Here is a 20,669-nt window from a genome sequence, read left to right as displayed (position 1 = left end):
GCCTGCAGTCATCCCTGACGATGAGGCGCGGCGAGCGCGCCGTCGATGAAGAAGCCGGAAGGGCTCGGACCATTGGCCGATGCCCCTCCGCTCGCGATCGCCCGGAGGCGATCTATTTCGGCAGGGCGGCGCCGGCCTGCTTCACCACATCGCCGATCTGCTTGCAGTAGGTGGCGGCACTCCCGTTCTGCGCCTTGGCGATCGTCTCGAGATCCTGGGTGACGCCCATCACGGCGATGGTGCCCTTCTTGCCCTGCGCCTCGGCGGCATCGCCGCCGCTCTTGTCGGCAGGAGCCGGGATCAGGCCGAGCATCTTCTTCTGGATCTCGACGACATCGGCGCCGATATGGCCCTTCTCGCTGCAATAGGTCAGGATTCCGAGCTGGTTGCGGCCCGACTGATAGGCGACCGCGAGCTGGTCGGCCTGGCTTTGGGCCGAAGCGGCCGTGGCGCCGAAGACGACGGCGGTCAGCGCGCCGGCCGCGCAGGCGGCCTTCAAGAGAGAGATCATATCGAGCTTTCCTTCATGCAATCCGCATCGAGACGATGCGTGCCCCATTTCCCCCGACCCGGCTCTAGCCCTGCAGACAGCGCAAGACAATCGCGTGACGGACTGGCTCCGATGCAACCAATGCGGGACCGAGATTTGCCTCGACAGCCATGCCTTGGCGGATCAGCCGAGCTCAGCGCCCGGCCCCGCGCGTCATCCGCGTCACGCCCTTGCGGGCCGCGAACATCCGGCCATAGACGTCGCCGACCAGATCCGGCCGGTAGCAGGCCTGTTCGAGCAGCGGATCCCAAGAATATTCGAGGGTGTCGATCAGGTCGAAATCGGCTTTCAGGCGCGCTTCCAGCTGAAGCCGGTTCTTGCGATTCTGATACTCGAGCAGCACCAGGGAAGTCTTTGACAGATCGATGTTATCCAGCACATCGCCTTCGCCGCCCTCGATGTCGATCTTGACGATATCCGGCGAAGGCAGGCTGGCCGGGTCGACGACGGCGACCTCGTAGCGCTCGACCATGGCGCCGGCGACAAAGGTATCGCCGGCATAGGATGCCAACCCGGATTCGCCGTCGCCGGCGAAGCGGCTGACGAAGCTCGCGGTCTTCTGCCCGCCCGGAAACAGGGCCGCATTCACGATGGTGATGTCGCGGCGCTGCTGCGTGTTGCGCTTCAGGAACTCGAACGTGCCGGGATGCGGCTCGTAGGAGGTCACCACGCTGCCCGGCCAGCGGGCCGTGGCCCAGAGCGCGAAGGAGCCGACATTCGCTCCGATATCGAGGATGTCGAGGCCGACGCCGTCATAACCCGCCTCGTATTCGCCCTCCAGCACGTCCTTGATGGCCCAGTGCATCGCCTCCGGCACGGCAAGGCTCATCGGAATGCGTGCGACATAGTGATTCACGATAGCCCCCGTCATCTGCGCCCTCCAGCACCGGTTCCATTCTCAACCGGTTAGCGCACGCACATCAACTGCGATCGGAGGCGAGAGACGATCAGCAAGCCCGGGACGCGACGGCAGCCCCCCGCGCCCGTCCAGGACTCCGCGCCTCAGCGCAGCTCGACGCTGACGACGCCGGGCGCGGCGCGGACGGCATTGGCAATCTGCTGGTTGACGGGATAGCGGCCCGGCAATTCGATCTCGACCTCCTGCGCGCCGTCGTCGAGGATCATCACCAGCGCGACCTTGCCTTCGGCGCGCACGCCGTCGCCGCGCGGCCGGACTCGTTCGGCGATGCTGGCCAGCGCCTTGTCGTCGCGCAGATAGACCAGCAGGTCCTGCTTCTGGCGGGCGGCGAGATCGTCCAGGACCTCGACATCCTCGATGCGCGGACGGACCTCGTCGCCGTCGAGCACCGCCGAGAGCCGCAGCACGAGCGCCCTGCCCGGCTCCAGCAGGTCGCGATGGCGCTGCAGGCCCTCCGAGAACAGGATCGCCTCGAACTGCCCGCTCGGATCCGAAAGCTGGACGATGCCCATCTTCGAGCCGGACTTGGTGCGCCGTTCCGACTTGTCGATGACGGAGACCGCCACCTTCGCGACCGAGGTGCCATTGGCCCGCACCGTCTGCGCGAAATCGGCGAAACGCTGCACCCGCAGCCGCTTCAGCACATGCTCGTAATCGTCGAGCGGATGGCCGGAGAGGAAGAAGCCGACCGCGTCATGCTCGCGCCTGAGCCGCTCGGCCGGCGCCCACGGCTCGGTCGGCGGAATGCGGAAGGCTTCCTGCACCGTGCCGCCGCCGAAGAGCTCCGACTGGCCGCCGGCAGCCGCCTCGCGCGTGCGGTTCGACAGCGCCAGCATGCCGTCGATCGCCGCCATGGCGCGGGCGCGGTCCTTCTCCAGCGCGTCGAGCGCGCCGGCTGCGATCAACGCCTCGATGGTGCGGCGGTTGACGAGCTTTGCGTCGATCCGGCGGGCGAAATCGGCGAGGTCCTTGAACGAGCCGCCCGCGGCACGCGCGGTGACGACGGACTCGACCGCCGCGCGCCCGACACCCTTGATCGCCCCGAGCGCATAGCGGATCGCCCCGTCGGCCACGTCGAATTCGACGCCCGAACGGTTGATCGCCGGCGGCTCGACGGTGATGCCGATGCGCTCGGCATCGCGCCGGAATTCCGAGAGCTTGTCGGTGTTGCCGATATCGAGCGTCATCGACGCGGCGAGGAACTCGACCGGGTAATTCGCCTTGAGATAGGCGGTCTGGAAGGCGACGACCGCATAGGCCGCGGCATGGCTCTTGTTGAAGCCGTAATCGGCGAATTTCGCCAGCAGGTCGAAGATCTCGGAGGCGATGTCCTTGGTCATGCCGCCCTCGACGGCACCTTTCACGAAACGGTCGCGCTGGGCGTCCATCTCGGCCTTGATCTTCTTGCCCATGGCGCGGCGCAGCAGGTCGGCCTCGCCGAGCGAGTAGCCCGAGAGCGCCTGCGCCACCTGCATCACCTGCTCCTGGTAGACGATGATGCCATGCGTCTCGGCGAGGATCGGCTCCATCTTGGGATGGAGATAGGTCGGCTCTTCCAGGCCGAGCTTGCGGCGGCAATAGCTCGGGATGTTATCCATCGGGCCCGGCCGGTAGAGCGCGACGAGCGCGATCAGGTCCTCGATGCGGTCGGCCTTCATCTCGACCAGGGCGCGCCGCATGCCGGCGCTTTCCACCTGGAACACGCCGACCACCTCACCGCGCGCCAGCATCTCGTAGCTCTTGGGGTCGTCGAAGGGCAGGCTCGCCAGATCGATCGCGATGCCGCGCTGGGCGATCAGCGCCACCGCGGTGGTCAGCGTGGTCAAGGTCTTGAGGCCGAGGAAGTCGAACTTCACCAGGCCGGCCTGCTCGACCCATTTCATGTTGAACTGGGTGACGCGCATGCCGGTGCGCGGATCGACCGACAGCGCGACCAGTTCTTCCAGCGGCCTGTCGCCGATCACCACGCCGGCCGCGTGCGTCGAGGCGTGGCGGTGCAGGCCCTCGAGCTTCTGGCCGATTTCGAGCAGCCGGGCGACGATCGGCTCCTCCTCCGCCGCCGATTGCAGCTTGGGCTCGCCCTTGATCGCATCGGCCAGCGAGATCGGCTTGGCCGGATTCTGCGGCACGAGCTTGGTCAGCTTGTCGACCTGGCCGTAGGGCATCTCCAGCACGCGCCCGACGTCGCGCAGCACGCCGCGCGCCAGCAAGGTGCCGAAGGTGATGATCTGCGCCACGCGCTCCTCGCCATAGCGGCGCTTGACGTAGTCGATCACCTCTTCGCGCCGGTTCTGGCAGAAATCGATGTCGAAATCCGGCATCGAGACGCGATCGGGATTGAGGAAGCGCTCGAAGAGCAGCCCGAAGCGGAGTGGATCGACATCGGTGATGGTGAGCGCATAGGCGACGAGCGAGCCCGCGCCCGAGCCGCGGCCCGGGCCGACCGGGATGCCATGATCCTTGGCCCATTTGATGAAGTCGGAGACGATCAGGAAATAGCCCGGATACTTCATCCGCGCGATGACGGAGAGCTCGAAATCGAGCCGCTTCTCGTAGTCCTCGACGCCGAATCCGGGCGACGGCCCATGCTTGGCCAGCCGCGCCGCAAGCCCGGCCTTGGCCTGGCGCTCGAGCTCGGCCGCCTCGTCCAGCCCGTCCTCCTCGCCGAAGCGCGGCAGGATCGGCCGGCGCAGGCCGACGCGCCAGGTACAGCGCATCGCAATCTCGACCGTCGCGGCGAGCGCTTCCGGCAGGTCGGCGAAACGGCGCTTCATCTCGGCGCGGCTGGCGAAATAATGCTCCGTGGTGACGCGGCGGCGCTCGCCATCGGAGACGAGCCGGCCCTCGGCCACCGCGAGCAGCGCGTCATGGGCGTCGTAATCGGCCGGCTTGGCGTAGAAGGGCTCGTTCGTCGCGACAATGGCGAGGTCGGAATCATAGGCGAGCCGCAGCAGATGCGCTTCGACCGCCGCCTCCCCGTCGCGGCCGCTGCGCTGCAGCTCGACATACAATCTGTCGCCAAAGATGGCGGCGAGGCGCGCGAGCCGGGCCTCGGCCTGCGCCACCTGGCCGCCGCGCAAGGCGCCGTCGATCGGCCCGCCCGGCCCACCGGTCAGGGCGATCAGGCCGTCGTGATGCGCGGCCAGGCGTTCGAGCGTCGAGATCGGCTGCCCTGCCCCGCCGCTCGCCAGGCAGGCTTCCGTGACGAGCTTCATCAGGTTGCCGTAGCCCGCTTCGGACATCGCGAGCAGGACGACATGCGGCACCGTCTGCTGGACGAGCCTGCGGCCGTTCTCGGCCTCGTCGGCAAAATCGACCGAGAGCTGCACGCCGGCGATCGGCTGCAGGCCGGCACCCGCGAGCTTTTCGGAGAATTCGAGCGCGCCGAAGAGATTGTTGGTGTCGGTCAGCGCCACCGCCGGCTGGCCATCCGCCGCGGCGAGCTTGGCCAGCGTCCCGATGGTCATCGCGCCTTCGAGCAGGGAATAGCTCGAATGGACATGGAGATGGACGAAGCCCACCTCGGGCAGAATGCGGGGCCGGCTCGGCTCTCGACTCATTGAATCACCTCACGCAACTCTTATGGAGCGCGGGCGTGAGCGGCGTCGAGTCGTCCGCTGCAGGCCAACTGTGGATGGGCCGGCGGGCCTGAGCCTTCCGCCAGGCAGCTTCAGACGCTGGGCGCGGCCAGCAGCGCGGCCCAGAGCCAGATCATGCCGAGAAACACACCGAGCGAGGCGAGTTCCGCGGCGCCAATCGCCAGTTTACGCACCAAAATCATCTTGACCTCCTGATGTTCGTTATATGTCCATGTTAATTCATGTTTTGTTCTCGTCAATCTCGCAACGTTAGTTCCACTTCGGACATATGAATGGCGGTTAACATTCGCTTGATGCCGGCGATCCTCCGTTAAGGATGTCAGGTCCGCTACCGGCGTTTACGCCCGGTCGGCAGGCGCTCCGGTCACCGCGGGCCTCCGTGGAATCGCGTAGGATGCCCCGATGGACACCTCATCCGACACTGCCCGGGGCACGGCTGCCGAGGCCCTCGAATGCGCTTCAGCCGATCCTGCTCCGGCTGAAGCCGCCGCATCGGATGAGCAGCGCAAACCCGCGCTCGGGATCGCCCTGATGGCGGTGGCCATGCTGATCATTCCCGGCTCCGATGCGATCGCCAAATATCTCAGCCCCGTCCATTCCCCGGTCTTCCTGAGCTGGGCCCGCTATGTCGCGGCGCTGGGCTTCGTGCTCCCGGTGGTGCTGTTCCAGCAGGCGCGATCGCGCGAGCCGCTGATCAGCCGCGGCCAGATCCTGCCGCAGCTCGTGCGCACCGCCTTCCTGGTCGGGGCGATGACGCTCTATTTCGTCGCGATCGCGCGCATACCGCTCGCCGATGCGCTCGGCGCCTATTTCGTGGCACCGATCATCGCGACCCTGCTTGCCGCCATGGTCCTGCGCGAGCGTCTCGACCGGCGCAAGCTGGCGGCTGTGCTGCTCGGGTTTGCCGGCGCCCTGCTGGTGGTGCGGCCGGGAACCGCTGGCAGCGCCGGCACGCTGATCGCGCTGGCCTCGGGCGGGCTGATGGCGTGTTATCTGGTGATGACCCGCGCGACGGCCCAGGCGAGCCCGCCGCTGTCGACGCTGACGATCCAGCTCGTCTTCGGCATTCTTCTGCTCACGCCGTTCCTGCTGTTCCAGTGGACGACACCGAGCTGGGAGGCGCTCGCGCTCATCCTGCTGATGGGCCTGCTCGCCGCCGCCGCCAACCTGATGACGATCAGCGCCTTCAGGCTGGCACAGGTCTCGACGCTGTCGCCGCTGGTCTATCTCGAGCTGCTCGGCGCCACTGCGCTCGGCTTCGTCCTGTTCGGCGACCTGCCATCGGTGACGACCTGGATCGGCATCGCCGTGATCGTCGCCGCAGGCTTCACCGTCGTCACGCCACGCCGGGCCGTCCGGCGGAGCATCGCCAAGCCTTAATCGAGCGGAACGACCAGGCCTTCGCGGATCGTCACCTGCCGGTCCATCCGGCGCGCGAGGTCGAGATTATGGGTCGCGATCAGGGCTGCCAGCCCCGACGCACGCGCCAGCGCCACCAAGGTGCTGAAGACATGCAGCGAGGTATGCGGGTCGAGGTTGCCCGTCGGCTCGTCGGCCAGGAGCAGGCGCGGCGCATTGGCGACGGCCCGGCCAATGGCGACCCGCTGCTGCTCGCCACCGGAGAGTTCGCCGGGAAGATGGTCGAGCCGCTCGCCGAGGCCGAGGAAGCTCAGGAGCTCGGTCGCGCGCGCCTCGGCCTCGGCTTTCGCCAGGCCACGAATGCGCTGCGGCAGGACGACATTCTCCAGCGCCGTGAATTCCGGCAGCAAATGGTGGAACTGGTAGACGAAGCCGATCTCGGTGCGGCGCAGCCTTGTGCGGCCCTTGTCATCGAGCTTCGTCGTCGGCAGCCCGCCGACGAAGACCTCGCCGGCATCCGGCTTTTCCAGCAGGCCGGCGACATGGAGCAAGGTCGACTTGCCGGTTCCGCTCGGCGCGACGAGCGCGACGAGCTCGCCCGGCCAGAGCGCAAAATCCGCCTTGCGCAGGATCTCGAGCGGCGCGTCGGTCTGGGGGTAATAGCGCTCGATCTGCGAGAGAAAGAGCGTTGGTGTCTCGCGTTGCATGGCCACGAACTGTTCCGCCTCAACCCATCCGCAGTGCCTGGACCGGATCGAGCCGCGCCGCCTTCCAGGCCGGATAGAGCGTCGCCAGCAACGACAGGACCAGCGCCATCGCGACCACGCTCGCCACCTCGCGCCAGTCGATCACCGAGGGAATGTCGCTCAGGAAGCGCACCGTCGGGTCCCAGAGATTGGCGCCCGTAAGCCAGTTCAGGAAGGCCATGATCGACTTGACGTTATTGGCGAAGACGACGCCGAGCCCGAGCCCCGCGAGCGTGCCGAACACACCGATCGCCGCCCCCGTGATCAGGAAGACGCGCAGCACGGTGCCGCGCGTCGCGCCCATGGTGCGCATGATCGCGATGTCCTCGGTCTTGTCCTTCACCAGCATGATCAGGCCCGAGACGATGTTGAGCGCCGCCACCAGGACGATCAGGGCCAGGATGATGAACATCACGTTGCGCTCGACCTCGAGCGCATTGAAGAAGGTGCGGTTGCGCTGGCGCCAGTCGGACAGCACCAGCGGACGTGGCGCATCGGCCTCGATCGCGTCGCGCACGGCCTGCGTCCGGTCGGGATCGTCGATGAAGACCTCGATCACGTTCACGTCGCCGTCGCGGTTGAAATAGGCCTGCGATTCCCCTAGCGGCATGAAAACGAACGAGGAATCGAACTCGGTCATGCCGATCTCGAACACCGCCTGGATCGGATAGGCCTTGATGCGCGGCGCGGTGCCGAAGGGCGTGGAGGCGCCACGTGGCGTGACCAGCGTGATCGAATCGCCCGCCGTGAGCGAGAGCGACGCCGCGAGCCGGCTGCCGATCGCGACGCCGCCGGCCGTGTCGAAGCCGTCGAGCGTGCCGCGCTTGATATTGCCCCCGACGAAGGGACTCGATTTCAGGTCGGCCTCGGCGATGCCGCGCACCAGCACGCCGCCATTGGCGTATTGCGACGAGGCCAGCGCCTGCCCCTCGACCAGCGGGATGGCGAGCTTGATGCCCTGCACCTGGCGCAGCTTGGCCGCGACCTGCTCGTAATCGTCGAGCGGGCGGTCGATCGGCGTCGCGAAGATATGGCCGTTGACGCCGACGATCTTCTCCAGAAGCTCCTTCCGGAAGCCGTTCATCACCGACATCACGATGATCAGCGTGGCGACGCCGAGAAGGATGCCGAGAAAGGAAAAGCCGGCGATGACCGAAACGAAGCCCTCGCGCCGGCGCGTGCGCAAATAGCGGCCGGCCAGCAGCCACTCGAAACCTGCGAAGGGGCGGGTGCCGGTCGGCTGCGCGGTTTCAGCAGCGATCGTATCCGTCGCCGAATTCATCAGCAGCCGCTCCGCGTTCTGGTCGCCAGGCGCAGGCTCAAGCCGAACGCCCCGGGAAACGATCGAGCGCAGCCGCGAGCGAGACCAGTTCACGCTCGCCGCCGGCGCGACGCTTGATTTCGACCTTGCCCTCGGCCAGCCCCTTCGGCCCGACGATGATCTGCCAGGGCACGCCGATCAGGTCGGCGGTCGCGAACTTGGCGCCCGGCCGGTCGTCGGTGTCGTCATAGAGCGTGTCGTAGCCCTTGGCGGCGAGCGCCTTGTAGAGCTGCTCGCAGGCGCCGTCGGTCCCGGCGTCGCCGGTCTTGAGATTGAGCACCGCGATGTCGAAGGGCGCGATCTCGTCGGGCCAGACAATGCCAGCATCGTCGTGACCGGCTTCGATCAGCGCCGCGACGAGGCGGCTCGGGCCGATACCGTAGGATCCCATATGCACCGGCACCTGCGCTCCGTCCGGGCCGGTCACCGTCGCGCCCATCGGCTCGGAATACTTGGTGCCAAAGTAGAAAATATGGCCGACCTCGATGCCGCGGGCCGAAAGCTGCTTGTCGGCGGGAATCGCACCATAGGCGGCCGCATCATGCATCTCGTCGGTCGCCGCATAGAGGCTCGTCCATTTGTCGACGATGCCCTGGAGACCAGCGATGCTGTCGAAATCGGTGTCGGCCGCCGGCGTCTGGAACTCAAGGAAATCCTTATGGCAGAAGACCTCGCTCTCGCCGGTCGAGGCGAGCACGATGAATTCGTGGCTGAGGTCGCCGCCGATCGGCCCGGTATCGGCGCGCATCGGGATCGCCTTCAGGCCGAGGCGGGCGAAGGTGCGCAAATAGGCCGTGAACATCCGGTTATAGGCGTGGCGCGCGCCGGCCTGGTCGAGATCGAAGGAATAGGCGTCCTTCATCAGGAACTCGCGCCCGCGCATCACGCCGAAACGCGGCCGGACCTCGTCGCGGAACTTCCACTGGATGTGATAAAGATTCAGCGGCAAGTCCTTGTAGGACTTCACATAGGACCGGAAGATGTCGGTGATCATCTCCTCATTGGTCGGGCCATAGAGCATGTCGCGCTCATGGCGGTCCTTGATGCGCAACATCTCCTTGCCATAGGCGTCGTAGCGCCCGCTCTCGCGCCAGAGATCGGCCGACTGGATCGTCGGCATCAGCACCTCGATCGCGCCGGAGCGGTTCTGCTCCTCGCGCACCACGGCGCTGATCTTGTTCAGCACGCGCAGTCCGAGCGGCAGCCAGGAATAGATCCCGGCCGATTGCTGGCGGATCATGCCGGCGCGCAGCATCAACCGATGCGAGACGATCTCGGCTTCCTTGGGCGTGTCGCGCAGGATCGGCAGGAAATAACGGGAGAGGCGCATCGGAAAACTCGTCGGAGGGCGACGCACGGCTAGGCGCACATCGAGTCACATTGATCCCAGAGACACCATCGCCGTTTGCAAAATGCAAACGCAAATCGACTTGGTGCAGATGAACTTGGCGCAAAGCGCCGCCTGAACGGCCTCAGCAGAGCTTCAGCGCTTGGCGAATTTCGCCTTGAGCCTGTCGCGTACCAGTGGCGGGACGAAGGCGGAGACATCGCCGCCCATCGAGGCGACCTGGCGCACGAGCGTCGCCGTGATGTGCCGGGCGGGCGGGGTCGCGGGCAGGAACACGGTCTGCAACTCGGGAACCATGGTGTGGTTCATGCCGGCAAGCTGCATCTCGTAGTCGAGGTCTGTGCCGTCGCGCAGGCCGCGGACCAGGATCGTGGCGCCGAGACGGCGCGCCGCGTCGATGGTCAGATCGTCGAAGGTGGCGACCTCGAGCTCAGTCTTGAGCTCGGCCGCGACCGGGCCGCAGATTTCGCGCAGCAGCTCGGCCCGCTCTTCAGCCGAAAAGATCGGCGTCTTGCCGGGGTGGACGCCGATCGCGAGGATCAGCCTGTCGCAGAGCCGGCAGGCGGCCGCGATCATGTCGACATGGCCGTTGGTGACGGGGTCGAACGACCCGGCATAGAAGGCGGTGTGGCTCATAAGACAGCGTTAGCCTGCGAACATGGCAGCGACAAGCGCGACACGCGCCGGCTCACGCCGCCCGCACCTGCGCGATGAACTCGTCGACGCGCGATTTCAGCGAATGCGCGAGCCCGGTCAGGTCGCCGGCTGCCCTGAGGACCGCGTTCGCCGCGCTCGATGTCTGCTGCGACGCGGTCGAGACCAGGCTCGTCGCATCGCCGATCCGGCTGAACTCGCTGGTCGCCGCGCCGACATCGGCGACGATGGCATGGGTCACGCCCTGCTGGTGCCGCATCGTCTCGGCCGTGCGGCGCACGGCATCGCTGAGGCCGCCGATCATTGCCTGGATGTCCGAGATCGCCGCGACCGTCGCCACCGTCGCCTCGTTCATCGAGGCGATCTGGCGCGTGATGTCGTCGATGGCGCGCGCCGTCTGCCCCGAGAGGCCCTTCACCTCGGATGCGACGACGGCGAAGCCGCGTCCGGCCTCTCCAGCGCGTGCCGCCTCGATCGTCGCGTTGAGCGCCAGCAGATTGGTCTGCTCGGCAATGTCGGAGATTAGCCCGATCACGTCGGAGACGCGGGCCGCGCCGGCGGCCAGCGAATCGACGACGGCGCTCATTTGCCCGGCCTGGTCGCGCGCCGAGCGGGCGGCGAGGTCCGACGACTGGACATCGCCGTCGAGCCTGTCGATGGCGGCGCGCAGATCCTGCGCCGCGTCCTCGATCGAATGGATGTTGGCGATGGCGCGCGCGGTCGCCTCATGCATCGTCCCGGCGCTGGCCTGGGTCTCCTGCGCGCCGCTCGAAAGCTGGTTGGCGGTGACGGCGAGTTCCTCGGCCGCTGTCGAGACGGCGCTAGTGACGGTCAGGATCGAGCGATCGAGGTCGGCGGCGAGATCGGCGAGCAGGGCGGCGCGCTGGCGATCGACCTCGCTGCTGCGCTCCTCGCGCTCCTGTTCGCGCAGCTCGGCCTCCGCCACCATGTTCTCGCGGATGCGCTTGACCGAGGCCGCGATGCCGCCGATCTCATCGCGGCGCTGCCGGCCGGGAATGGCCTGGTCGGCCCGCCCGTCGGCGATGCCAGCGAGCGCATCCGACAGCCCCGCGATCGGCCGCGCCACCGACCAGCCCAGCGCCGTCGCGATCAACAGCAGCGGCAGCATGACGATGAGCCCCGCCGCGAGCATGGCCGAGCGGAGATTGTCGGTGACGACGAAGGCCTGCTTCATCGGCTCGGTCAGCCAGAGATACCAGGTCCAGGGACCGACCTGGATATCGCGCGCGACGACGATCAGCGGCTCGCCTTCGCGGCTTGCGATCTTGTCGACCGCATCATCGGTCATCGCGGCGCGCAATTGCCCATCGAACGGCTTGGCCGGGACGAAATGATCCTCGGTCTCGTTCACGGCCGAACGCAAGGTGCCGTCGGCGCCCGTGATGAACACGCGCGAACCTGAGCGGCGCCGCGCCGTCGCGGCGAGAGCCGCATCGATGGTCTGGAGGTTCAACGCCACCGCCAGCGTCCCGACCTGACGCCTGGCTTCGCCGGGCTTGGTGTCGAGCGCATAGAGCGGCTCGGCCAGGAAAGCCCGCGCCTCGCCCGCAGCCGGTGCATAGGACGCGAAGTCGATCAGCCCTTGTTGCCCGGGCTCGCCGCCCTTGACCGTAGCGACGGCCTTGGCGAGGCCGGTGCCGGCCAACTCCCGCGAATCCAGCAACTCCCCGAACTCACGGCCCTTGGCGACGCTGTAGACGACGCGTCCCTTGGCCGAGACCAGGTAGATGTCGGCATGTCCGAATTGCTTGTAGACCGATGCGAAGGTCTCGTGGATCGCGCCATGGCGCCAGGCATAGCCACCACGCTCGCCCTGCCCCGTCTTCGCGAGGCGCTCAGCCAGCGGGATGCGATCGTCGCCCCGGTAATAGTGCTGGATCTCGGCGAGATCGCGCTCGGCGAACTCCATCCATTTCTCGGCTTCCTCGACCGATGCCACCGCGAAGGCGCTGCGCGCCTGCACCGCCACCTCAGCGCGGATATGCTCCCAGCGGCGCTCGACGGCGAGCGCTTCGCTCTCGGCGGCCGCATGCAGGCGTTGCCGGACAGCCTCATCGGCCCAGGTCTTGACGGAATAATAGGCGACATAGCCCACGCTCGCGGCCGCCAGCGCGGCAAGCGCGACCATGGCGAAAGGCAGCCGGAAACGCAGACTTGAAAACCACGGCATTCCGCCTGCTCCGAAAGCGATTCCTACGCCCTCGGTCGAGTGAACACTGGCATGGTTAAGCGACTCTGAAGAAAGGCCCGCTCAGCAGCGTCATGACGTAACGTTATGTGCGTCGCCCGATGCCCCGCGGAATATCTCCGGAGACGCGCCGTCCCGGTGCGCGCCGACGGGAGCGTCGCGGAGGCTGGTGGCCAGCACGCTCGCCGCGCCAACGCTGCCGAGGATCAGCGCAACGATCACCAGGGCGGCCGCCGAAGTGGAGAAACGCCGCTGACTTAGGTTCCTTGGGTCGATCTGCATCGATTTCTCTTCGCGAATCACGGAAAGGCGTCGCTTCCTCTGGGTGAGGCTCGGCTCCGGCGCGACCATGGCCGGAACTTGTTCAAACCATGACAGCCCTTTCAATCGCGTTACCCGTTGCCTTGCGCCCCCGCATGCGCCTAAACCGCCGCCATGCTTACGATCAGTGACATCACCTACCGCCTCGGCGAAAGACTGCTCCTCGACAAGGCGAGCGCAGCGCTGCCTGACGGCTCCCGCGTCGGCCTCGTCGGCCGCAACGGCACGGGCAAGACGACGCTCTTCCACATCATCACCGGCGATCTGTCGCCGGAGGGCGGTTCGGTCAGCGTTCCGCGCGGCATGCGCATCGGCGGCGTGGCGCAGGAGGCGCCGGGCGGCCCGGAATCCCTGATCGAGGTCGTGCTCGCCGCAGACACCGAACGCGCCGCCCTGATGAAGGAGTCCGAGAGCGCGACCGATCCGTTGCGCATCGCGGAGATCGAGACGCGGCTCGCCGATATCGGAGCCCATGCCGCGCCGGCGCGCGCGGCGACGGTGCTGCACGGGCTTGGCTTCGACGAGGCGGCCCAGCAGCGCCCCTGCTCGGACTTCTCGGGCGGCTGGCGGATGCGGGTGGCGCTTGCCGCCGTGCTCTTCGCCGAGCCGGACCTGCTGCTGCTCGACGAGCCGACCAACTATCTCGACCTGGAAGGCACGCTCTGGCTCTACGACTATCTGGAAAAATATCCGCACACGGTCCTCGTGGTCAGCCACGACCGTGAGCTGCTCGACACCTGCGTCGACCACATCCTGCATCTCGACCAGGGCAAGCTGACGATCTATCGCGGCGGCTATTCCTCCTTCGAGCGCCAGCGCGCCGAGAAGCAGACGCTGCTCGCCAAGGCGCGCGAGAAGCAGGATGCCGAGCGCAAGCATCTCCAGGCCTTCGTCGACCGCTTCAAGGCCAAGGCCTCGAAGGCGCGTCAGGCGCAGTCGCGCGTCAAGCGGCTGGAAAAGATGGAGACGATCGCGACCATCATCGATCGCGACGTGCAGCCTTTCAGCCTGCCGGGGCCGGAACGGCCGCTCTCGCCGCCTATGGTGGTGCTCGACGATGCCAGCGCCGGCTATGGCGAGCGCAAGGTGCTGTCGCGGCTCAACCTGACGCTCCTTCCGGACGACCGCATCGCGCTGCTCGGTTCCAACGGCAACGGCAAGTCGACTTTCTGCAAGCTGATCGGCGGGCGCTTGCCGCCGCTATCTGGCGAGATGCGGCGCTCGTCAAAACTCCAGACCGCCTATTTCGCCCAGCACCAGCTCGACGAGCTCCGCATGGACGAGACGCCGATCGCGCATCTGCGCGACCTGATGCCGGACGCGCCCGAGGCGAAGGTCCGCTCGAAGGCGGCGCAGATCGGCTTTCCGGCGAGCAAGGCCGAGACGCCGGTCAAGAACCTCTCCGGCGGCGAGAAGGCGCGCCTAATGCTCGGGCTCGCCGCTTTTGGCGGGCCGCATCTGCTCATTCTCGACGAGCCGACCAACCATCTCGACATCGACAGCCGCGTCGCGCTGGTGAAGGCGATCAACGATTATCCCGGCGCCGTCATCCTGGTCAGCCATGACCGCTTCCTGATCGAGGCCTGCGCCGACCGGCTCTGGCTCGTCGGCGACGGCACGGTGAAGAATTTCGATGGCGATATGGAGGACTATCGCGCCTTCATCCTCGGCGGTGCCAAGGCGGCGCGGCGCGAGAAGGCCGCGCCCGCGGCAGCCACCGGCGGCGCCAAGGCCGATGAGCGCAAGGGCGCCGCTGTCAAACGGGTCGCTCAGGGGCCGCTGCGCCAGAAGCTCAATCTCGCCGAGGCGCGGATCGCCAAGCTGACCGGATTGATCGAGAAGGTCGACGGCGTGCTCGGCAACGGCGCGGCCTTCGCGCGAGATCCGCAAAAGGCGGCGGTGCTCTCGCGGCAGCGGGCGGAACTGGTCGAGGCTTTGACCGCGGCCGAGGAAGAGTGGCTGGCGCTGGGCGAAGAGCTCGAAGGGGTGTGACGCCAAATGGCGCACGAAGAACAACACGTCAGCCCCGACGGCTTGCTGCGTCTTAGGGTATTGTTCGCCGACGACGGCGAAGTCACCATCGGCTTCGACGGCTTCCGGTGGCACACGCATGGCGAACTGCTGACCGGCGACTATGGTTCGACACCAGAACAAGCAGCACGGGCCTTCGTGAAGGCGATCCTGGCCGGCTCCGAAGTGATCGAATTGTTCATGGACAGCGGTCGATTGATCGACGTCAGCATTCGCGAAAAGCCACTCCTGGCCGACGCAGAGATCTTGCCGGGTGAAGAGATTCTGCTTCGCTACTGGGACGGAACCATTCACCAGAGAGCCGATCGCTAGCTCCCTGACCCGCCGACCTTTCACCGGCGGCCTCAGGGCAAGGTCCGCACCTCTCGTCACGGTCTCCCGATAGAGATGGCTTGAGAGTCTGCCCGGACCGTCAAGCCGGCCAATCGCCGCCATTCTTGTCGCGAAGCCGCACTCGCGCCGCGTCCAGCAATGCGCCGTATTCTGCGACGAACGGTTGGGGCAGACCGCGTTCGAGGGTGTTGCTCAGCGCGTTCAACGCCCAGATTTCGGCGTCATCGACAACTGCGCTCCGGATTGTCCGTCCGCGATCGTCATCGAGCCAGCGGTGCAACATCTCAAAGAGGACGAGCGCTTCGTCCTGCCCGAGCTCGGCCACCAAGCCAGTCGTCGCGGGCTGGGCAGCGTTCTCGCTCATCCCTGCCCCGGCTTGACGATCCGGCTCAGGCGGTTGTCGGTGAACATGTAGATCTCGCGGCCACCCGGCTCCGAATAGAGCACCTGCACCTCGCGTTGGCCCTTGCCGCTCTCGCCGATCAGCACGTCGCTCGGGCGCGTGCCCTTCAACCTGACGAGCTCGCATTCGGTGATGCCGAGGGCGATCTCGTTCGGCAGCGGCCGTGTCGAGGGATCGAGCGAGGCGCCGACGCTGCACTCGCCGTCCGGCATCAGGACAGGTTCCTGGGTCGAGATGCCGGCACTCCCCGACGTCGTCCTCGTCGTGGTGACGCCGCCTCTCGTCTGGGATTGGAAGGCGAAACCGCCCATGTCGACGGAGCATCCGCCCAGGGCGGCGGCGCAAACGAGCAGAACGGGCAATCTCACGCTTTTTTCTCCCAGCGACCGGTTTCGTCCTGCTGCCAGTAGCTCGCCGTCGCGCCGGAAGCGCGAACCGTCTTCCAATCCTCGCGCGCGGCCGTGAGCGCGTCTGGATCGTCGCCGTCGAAGATGAGGACGACGCGCTCGTAATCCTGCAATGCGACCGGAATGCGGACACCGTCGGCGCAGATGCGGACCTGGGCCGCGTTGGGGTTATGGGCCTGGGTGGTGAGGACGACGGGGTTCGCCGCCGCGTCCGGCTCGCTCGCCGCGACATGCGGCAGGAAGGACGCGTCGGCATAGGTCCAGAGATGGTCGTCGAGCGCGCTCAGCCGCTCGGGGCTCGAGACCTCGACGACCACCTTCTGGCCGCGCGACAGCGCCCGCTCCAGAATCGTCGGCAGCACCTGCTCGAGCGGGCGCGACTGGAGATGGAAGAACAGGATCTCGGCCATGAAAGCCCTTTCCTGTCAGATGATTGCAAGCTGATTCGCGGAAATCAAATCAGCTTTCGTAGTGGTCCGAGACCAGCCGGTCGAGCAGGCGCACGCCCCAACCCGAGCCCCAGGAACGATTGGTCTCGCTATTGGGCGAGCCCATGCCCGTGCCGGCGATGTCGAGATGCGCCCAGGGCGTGTCGTTGACATGGCGCTGCAGGAACTGCGCGGCCGTGATCGAGCCGCCATAGCGCCCGGCCGAGTTCTTCATGTCGGCGAACTTGGAATCGATCATCTTGTCATAGGCCGCGCCCAGTGGCATGCGCCAGACGCTCTCGCCCGTGGCCTTGCCGGCAGCCGCGAGACGCTCGGACAACTCGTCGCTGTTGGAGAACAGCCCGGCATTCTCCTGGGCCAATGCGACCAGGATCGCTCCGGTGAGCGTCGCGAGATTGACCATGAAACGCGGCTTGAACTTGTCCTGCGTGTACCAGAGCACGTCGGCCAGGACGAGCCGGCCCTCGGCGTCGGTATTGATGATCTCGATCGTCTGGCCCGAGAGCGAGGTGACGATGTCACCCGGACGCTGGGCATTGCCGTCCGGCATGTTCTCGACCAGCCCGATCACGCCGATGGCGTTGACCTTGGCCTTGCGCGCGGCGAGCGCATGCATCAGCCCGGTGACGCAGGCCGCGCCGGCCATGTCGCCCTTCATGTCCTCCATGCCGGCACCGGGCTTCAGCGAGATGCCGCCGGTATCGAAGGTCACGCCCTTGCCGACGAAGGCGACCGGCTGGACCGAAGCCTTGGCGCCGTTCCAGCGCATCACGACGACGCGGCTTTCGCGCCGCGAGCCCTGGCCGACGCCAAGCAGCGCCCGCATCCCGATCTTGCGGAGCTGCTTCTCGTCGAGGATCTCGATTCCGACGCCGAGCTTTTCTAGCCTGGCGGCGCGCTCGGCGAACTCTTCGGGATAGAGGACGTTGGGCGGCTCGTTCACGAGATCGCGAGCGATCTCGACGCCGGCCGCGATCGCCTCGCGCGCCTTGACCGCCTTCTTGACCGCGGCAGGATCCGCGACGCGCAGCGTCACGGTGAACGGCTCGGCCTGGTCGGCCTCTTTGGTCTTGGTCTTGTAGCGGTCGAACACGTAGCTGCGCAGGCGCAGCCCGAGCGCGAGCTCCGCGACCTGCTCGGGACCGATCTGGGAATCGGGCAGCGCGGCAATGATGTCGGCCGAACGGCCATGCCCGAGCCGGCCGGCAATGGCGCCGCCCAGCTTGGCGAAATCGAGCTTGTCGCGTTCGCCGTCCGGCCCGACGCCAAGCACGATCAGCCGCTCGTAACCGGCGCCGTCGGGGGCGAGCAGGGTCAGCCCGGCCAGCGCCTTGCCCTTGAAGCGATCGGCCGCGGCGGCGCGCGCCAGCAATGCATGCGTGCCCTCGCCGAGCCACTCCTCGGCGATCTTCGGCGGCGCCAGCTTGTCGGAAACGAGAATGACGAGATCCTGCCCGCCGATCGCGTTCAGGTGTTTGACCTCAAGCTTCAGGCGCTGCGACATAAGCTGCTCACAATTGGTGGGAATAGGACTTGCGGTGGGAGTGGAACTTGGCGGGATGCGGCCGTGGGGGGCGGACGATTCCCGTTTGCGCCACGGCCGAGGCTATACCATAGGAAGTGTTTGGCGAACCCTCCAGGGCGCGCCACGGTTTTGCCGCCGTCACATCGGAAACGAAAGCGTGCCCCTTCTCCGTCTCGACCGTTACATCCTGAAGATCGCTGCGCTCGCGGCGATCGTGCTGCTGATCGGGCTGACGAGCGTGATCTGGGTGACCCAGGCGTTGCGCGAGGTCGACCTGATCACCGGCAAGGGCCAGACCGTCTATATCTTCTTCACGGTGACCCTGCTGTCGCTGCCGGCACTGATCGCAGGCATCGCGCCGGTCGCGCTGTTCATGGCCACGCTCTACACGCTGAACCGGCTGAACGGCGATTCGGAGCTGATCGTGATGAACGCCGCCGGCGTCGCGCCGCATCGGCTGACACGGCCTTTCGTGGTGTTGACCCTGGCGACCTCGCTCCTCGTCGGCTGGATGGCGATTTCGGTGATGCCGATGGGGTTTCGGGCCCTGCGCGACCTGATCACGCTGATCCGGGCCGATTTCGTCGCCAACGTCGTCAAGGAAGGCCAGTTCGTCCAGCTCGATTCCGGCGTGACCTTCCACTACCGCGAACGCTCCGGCGACGCGCTGCTCGGCATCTTCATGCAGGACCGCCGCGACCCGAATCAGCCGGCGGTCTATATCGCCGAACGCGGCCGGACGGTGGAAGCGGACGGCAACAGCTTCCTGATGCTGGAGAAGGGCACGATCCAGCGCGAGACGAAGAACAAGGACACGACCTCGATCATCTCGTTCGAGCGTTACGCGCTCAACCTGTCGGCCTTGTCGGGGGACTCGACCGGCGGCGACGGCGAAGGCAGCGGCGACAAGGTGATCTACAAGCCGCGCGAGCGAACGACCTGGGCCCTGCTCCGGCAGGATCCGAACGAGCCCTATTACAAGCTTCAGTCCGGCCGGTTCCGCGCCGAGCTGCATAACCGGCTCTCGGCGCCGCTCTATCCGATCGCCTTCATGCTCGTCGCCTTCGCCGCGCTCGGCGAGGCGCGCACGACGCGTCAGGGGCGCAATGTCGCGATCCAGGCCGCGATCCTGATCGTGGGCGCCGTGCGCATCGGCGCCTATGCCGCCTGGACGGCCAGCGTCAGGTCCGAGTTCGCGGTCGTTTTGCTTTATCTGCTGCCGCTGGCGACCATCGCGATCTCGGTCGCGGTGATCGGGTTCGGCCCGCGCCTGCGGCCCTTCGCCTCGAAGCTCTTCCGACCGTTGATCGCACCGTTCAACGACCTCACCGCTCGCCTGCGGCGCGCCTGATGCTGCTCGTCTCGACCTTCGGCCGCTACCTGACGAAGCGCTTCGCGCGCGCCATCATCGGCGTCTTCGGCACCTTCTTCTTCCTCGTCCTGACGCTGGATTTCGTCGAGCTGATGCGGCGCGCCGGCGATTCTCCGCTCGCGACCACGCCGCAGATCATCAAGCTCGCGCTCTTCCGCGCGCCGGCGGTCGCCGAGCAGATCTTCCCCTTCGCCGTGCTGTTCGGCGGCATGTTCGCGCTGCTGACGCTGAGCCGGAAGCTCGAGCTGGTCGTCGCACGCTCGGTCGGCGTGTCGGCCTGGCAGTTCCTGCAGCCGGCGACCGTGGTCGCAGCGCTGATCGGCCTCGCCTCGATCATGGTCTACAACCCCCTCGCCGCCCAGTTGAAGCACAGCGCGACCGCGCTCGAGGCCCGGCTTTTTGCCCGGACAGGTCAGGTGATGAGCGGCCAGGAGATCTGGATCCGCCAGCGCAGCATGGACGGTCAGGCGATCATCCGTGCCGCGGCCGCCCTGCCGGACGGCAACGGCCTCTCGCAGGTCGCCATCTTCAGCTTCAGCCCGGAAGGCGGATTCAGCGAGCGCATCGAGGCACGAGAGGCCGTGCTGTACCGGGGTTATTGGGAGTTGAGCGACGCGCGCGTGGTCTCCGCCACGGAAGAGCCACAGAGCTACAAGACGTATCTGCTCGCGACGACCCTGGAGCCCGATCAAGTGCGGCAAAGTTTCACCCCACCGGACGCCGTCGGGTTCTGGTCGATGCCGACCGTGATCGAAAGAACGCAGCGGGCCGGCCTCGATACCACGCGCTACGAGTTGCGCTATCAATCGCTCATGGCCCGGCCATTGCTGCTCGTCGCCATGATTCTCGTGGCTGCGTCGGTTTCCTTAAGATTTTTCAGGTTTGGTGGCGTTACGCGATTGGTGATAGGTGGCGTGGCGGCTGGGTTCGTGCTCTATGTTGCGACGCAGTTGTCGGAAGAGCTGGGCGCATCGGGGATCGTCAATCCGCCGGTGGCTGCCTGGTTGCCGGCGGTTGTGGGGACGATGCTCGGGGCGCTCGCCCTCCTTCATCAGGAAGACGGGTAACAAGTACTGTGCCTATGGTTAATTTTGGATTGAGAGTATGGCCCCGGGCGTAAGAC

At 66.7% G+C, this 20,669-nt stretch carries 18 protein-coding genes; 5 read left to right on the top strand and 13 right to left on the bottom strand.

The window, feature by feature from the left end; genetic code table 11:
- Positions 1-112: 112 nt before the first annotated feature.
- The 3 genes from ACTIF2_RS20930 to dnaE all read right to left on the bottom strand — a co-directional run bounded on the left by ACTIF2_RS20930 (position 113) and on the right by dnaE (position 5,029).
- On the bottom strand, positions 113-511 hold the full coding sequence (locus ACTIF2_RS20930) for a pore-forming ESAT-6 family protein (RefSeq protein WP_439499048.1): 399 nt from the start codon (positions 509-511) through the stop codon (positions 113-115).
- Between the two features lie 172 nt (positions 512-683).
- A complete protein-coding gene (locus ACTIF2_RS20925; RefSeq protein WP_439499047.1) occupies positions 684-1,421 on the bottom strand; it encodes an FkbM family methyltransferase in 738 nt (245 codons plus the stop codon).
- Positions 1,422-1,552: 131 nt separating this feature from the next.
- Positions 1,553-5,029 (bottom strand): DNA polymerase III subunit alpha, encoded by a 3,477-nt coding sequence (gene dnaE, locus ACTIF2_RS20920; RefSeq protein ID WP_439499046.1) that lies wholly within the window; start codon positions 5,027-5,029, stop codon positions 1,553-1,555.
- Positions 5,030-5,470: 441 nt separating this feature from the next.
- Here dnaE and ACTIF2_RS20915 point away from each other — a divergent pair, with 441 nt between their 5' ends.
- A complete protein-coding gene (locus ACTIF2_RS20915) occupies positions 5,471-6,448 on the top strand; it encodes a DMT family transporter (protein WP_439499045.1) in 978 nt (325 codons plus the stop codon).
- Here ACTIF2_RS20915 and ACTIF2_RS20910 read toward each other — a convergent pair.
- The 6 genes from ACTIF2_RS20910 to ACTIF2_RS20885 all read right to left on the bottom strand — a co-directional run bounded on the left by ACTIF2_RS20910 (position 6,445) and on the right by ACTIF2_RS20885 (position 13,056).
- Positions 6,445-7,134: an ABC transporter ATP-binding protein gene (locus tag ACTIF2_RS20910; RefSeq protein WP_439499078.1), complete on the bottom strand. Its 690-nt coding sequence runs from the start codon at positions 7,132-7,134 to the stop codon at positions 6,445-6,447. The two genes, ACTIF2_RS20915 and ACTIF2_RS20910, sit on opposite strands and share 4 nt — an antisense overlap.
- A 19-nt stretch (positions 7,135-7,153) precedes the next feature.
- Positions 7,154-8,455, bottom strand: coding sequence for a lipoprotein-releasing ABC transporter permease subunit (locus tag ACTIF2_RS20905; RefSeq protein ID WP_439499044.1), 1,302 nt, complete (start codon positions 8,453-8,455; stop codon positions 7,154-7,156).
- A 37-nt stretch (positions 8,456-8,492) separates the two neighbouring features.
- Positions 8,493-9,824, bottom strand: coding sequence for a proline--tRNA ligase (proS, locus tag ACTIF2_RS20900; protein ID WP_439499043.1), 1,332 nt, complete (start codon positions 9,822-9,824; stop codon positions 8,493-8,495).
- Between the two features lie 153 nt (positions 9,825-9,977).
- Positions 9,978-10,478 carry a pantetheine-phosphate adenylyltransferase gene (gene coaD / locus ACTIF2_RS20895; RefSeq protein WP_439499042.1) on the bottom strand — a complete coding sequence of 167 codons (501 nt, stop codon included), beginning with the start codon at positions 10,476-10,478 and terminating at the stop codon, positions 9,978-9,980.
- Between the two features lie 52 nt (positions 10,479-10,530).
- On the bottom strand, positions 10,531-12,687 hold the full coding sequence (locus tag ACTIF2_RS20890; RefSeq protein ID WP_439499041.1) for a methyl-accepting chemotaxis protein: 2,157 nt from the start codon (positions 12,685-12,687) through the stop codon (positions 10,531-10,533).
- Positions 12,688-12,777: 90 nt separating this feature from the next.
- Entirely contained in the window at positions 12,778-13,056 is a 279-nt protein-coding gene (locus ACTIF2_RS20885) for a hypothetical protein (RefSeq protein WP_439499040.1), read from the bottom strand.
- An 84-nt stretch (positions 13,057-13,140) separates the two neighbouring features.
- On the opposite strand from ACTIF2_RS20885, the gene ACTIF2_RS20880 reads away from it, so the two are divergent.
- Entirely contained in the window at positions 13,141-15,018 is a 1,878-nt protein-coding gene (locus ACTIF2_RS20880; protein WP_439499039.1) for an ABC-F family ATP-binding cassette domain-containing protein, read from the top strand.
- Between the two features lie 6 nt (positions 15,019-15,024).
- The gene (locus ACTIF2_RS20875; protein WP_439499038.1) at positions 15,025-15,369 is read left to right on the top strand and encodes a hypothetical protein; all 345 of its coding nucleotides are present in this window, start codon (positions 15,025-15,027) and stop codon (positions 15,367-15,369) included.
- Between the two features lie 100 nt (positions 15,370-15,469).
- Here ACTIF2_RS20875 and ACTIF2_RS20870 read toward each other — a convergent pair whose 3' ends face one another.
- Genes ACTIF2_RS20870 through ACTIF2_RS20855 form a run of 4 tightly spaced genes read right to left on the bottom strand, consistent with a single transcriptional unit; the run spans position 15,470 to position 18,153 of the window.
- Positions 15,470-15,754: a hypothetical protein gene (locus ACTIF2_RS20870; protein WP_439499037.1), complete on the bottom strand. Its 285-nt coding sequence runs from the start codon at positions 15,752-15,754 to the stop codon at positions 15,470-15,472.
- The gene (locus ACTIF2_RS20865) at positions 15,751-16,161 is read right to left on the bottom strand and encodes a hypothetical protein (RefSeq protein ID WP_439499036.1); all 411 of its coding nucleotides are present in this window, start codon (positions 16,159-16,161) and stop codon (positions 15,751-15,753) included. Before ACTIF2_RS20865 ends, ACTIF2_RS20870 begins: the two co-directional genes overlap by 4 nt.
- The gene (locus ACTIF2_RS20860; RefSeq protein WP_439499035.1) at positions 16,158-16,610 is read right to left on the bottom strand and encodes a DNA polymerase III subunit chi; all 453 of its coding nucleotides are present in this window, start codon (positions 16,608-16,610) and stop codon (positions 16,158-16,160) included. Before ACTIF2_RS20860 ends, ACTIF2_RS20865 begins: the two co-directional genes overlap by 4 nt.
- A 49-nt stretch (positions 16,611-16,659) precedes the next feature.
- Positions 16,660-18,153, bottom strand: coding sequence for a leucyl aminopeptidase (locus ACTIF2_RS20855; protein WP_439499034.1), 1,494 nt, complete (start codon positions 18,151-18,153; stop codon positions 16,660-16,662).
- Positions 18,154-18,331: 178 nt separating this feature from the next.
- Between ACTIF2_RS20855 and lptF the strand changes: the two genes are divergently transcribed.
- On the top strand, positions 18,332-19,525 hold the full coding sequence (lptF, locus tag ACTIF2_RS20850) for an LPS export ABC transporter permease LptF (protein WP_439499033.1): 1,194 nt from the start codon (positions 18,332-18,334) through the stop codon (positions 19,523-19,525).
- Positions 19,525-20,613 (top strand): LPS export ABC transporter permease LptG, encoded by a 1,089-nt coding sequence (lptG, locus tag ACTIF2_RS20845; RefSeq protein WP_439499032.1) that lies wholly within the window; start codon positions 19,525-19,527, stop codon positions 20,611-20,613. Before lptF ends, lptG begins: the two co-directional genes overlap by 1 nt.
- The last annotated feature ends 56 nt before the right edge of the window (positions 20,614-20,669 follow it).

This window comes from Allobosea sp., from assembly GCF_051860145.1.
Taxonomy (GTDB): domain Bacteria; phylum Pseudomonadota; class Alphaproteobacteria; order Rhizobiales; family Beijerinckiaceae; genus Allobosea.
The sequence above is the reverse complement of the archived record's forward strand: the minus strand, read 5'-3'. Positions and strand labels throughout refer to the sequence as shown.